Here is a 1,320-nt window from a genome sequence, read left to right as displayed (position 1 = left end):
TAGTCTTGGTCGGAAGAAATTCCGACCATTTAAGTTTTAAAAACTTTATCTGGATTCCCTCCGGCAAAGATGATTAATATGGCAGTAATCATATCCCTTAGTTCCATCGCGATTCGTCTTTTAGCCGTTTTATACCCCAAACTATTTGCTTTTTTATAGATGAGCAGAAGCATCGAGGTAATCATGGTCATATAAACCATTACTTGTATTCCATTTTTGTTGAGCGAAACCAAATGGGTAAGATTAAGTTCCTGTTTTAAAAATCTGAAAAATACTTCTATGTCCCAACGTTTCCTGTAATAATCAGATATTTCTTTTGCAGACAGGTCAAATTCATTGCTTAGAAACCAAAATTCTTTTTCTGTTTTCTCATTTTTAATAATAATTAAACGAAATTCGGTTTCTACTTTACAAGATTTTCCGTTCTTGTTTTCAATAGGTCTTCGTGCAAAAACTTGCACTCTGCTGTCTTTCACGAGCTTCCATTCATCCCATTTTCGGGTGTTTTCCGAGGGTAAAAAAGATTCTAGTTCCTCAAATTTTCGGTTTTCTTTTAATCTGATGATGAATTTTATACTGTTTTGGTCAAAATTCATCATTGTTTTGGCAGATTGCAAGCCTCTGTCCATCACATAAATATTACAATGATGTTCTTCTTTTTTTGCCTGTTTGAGAATCACTTCAGGAAGAGCAAGGTCTTCTGAAGAATATTGTTGTTCATTAAAAACTTCAACCCCGGAAGGAAGAACTCCATCAAAGGAAAAACTGAATTTTAATAATTTTTTTCCACTATTATTACTCATTCCTTCTTTTAATCTTGATGATGCCTCAGAAACAGTAGTGCTATCTACCCGAATCAAATTGTATTTCTCGATTTCGGTCTTATCATAAAGTTCCAGAAACTGCCTATACATTTGCTCGTAGATTTCTTTGAAATAATTGACATCTATTTTTGAAAGCCTTTCCGAAATTGAGCTGCGACGGATTTTCTCTTCTTCTCCCAATCCAAATAAAGCTTTAAAACCACTGCTGTTAAAGGTATCTTCCAACGTTCTTTGGCTTAATTTTTCATTATCAAAAATACAGAACAAAAGCAAATAAAACATTTTCTTGCCATGTAAAACCTTACTGTAGTGATCTACCTTAGTGGTTGAAGAAAGATGGCATAAAAGTGCTTCCGGAATAAAATGTAAAATATTTTTGAGGGAAATTTTATGGTCTTTAAAAACTGACATAATGATGGAATATCACCTATAAATATAAAAATAAATCCATGCAGAAAAGAAAAAGTCGAAAGAAAAAATCTTCCGACCAAGACTA

Annotated in this window: 1 protein-coding gene; it reads right to left on the bottom strand. The window is 33.0% G+C overall.

The genetic code is table 11. The features are described from left to right. Positions 1-29: 29 nt before the first annotated feature. On the bottom strand, positions 30-1,235 hold the full coding sequence (locus ABEG63_RS21490; protein WP_346587481.1) for an IS4 family transposase: 1,206 nt from the start codon (positions 1,233-1,235) through the stop codon (positions 30-32). Positions 1,236-1,320: the final 85 nt, after the last annotated feature.

This window comes from Chryseobacterium sp. C39-AII1 (assembly GCF_039672645.1).
Lineage (GTDB): Bacteria > Bacteroidota > Bacteroidia > Flavobacteriales > Weeksellaceae > Chryseobacterium.
Note: the sequence above shows the minus strand (reverse complement) of the source record. Positions and strands in the feature narration are given on the sequence as shown.

What these genes read in the sequence shown, in the direction of transcription:
- ABEG63_RS21490 (WP_346587481.1), bottom strand. Translation starts at nt 1,235, where the DNA reads ATGTCAGTTTTTAAAGACCATAAAATTTCCCTCAAAAATATTTTACAT.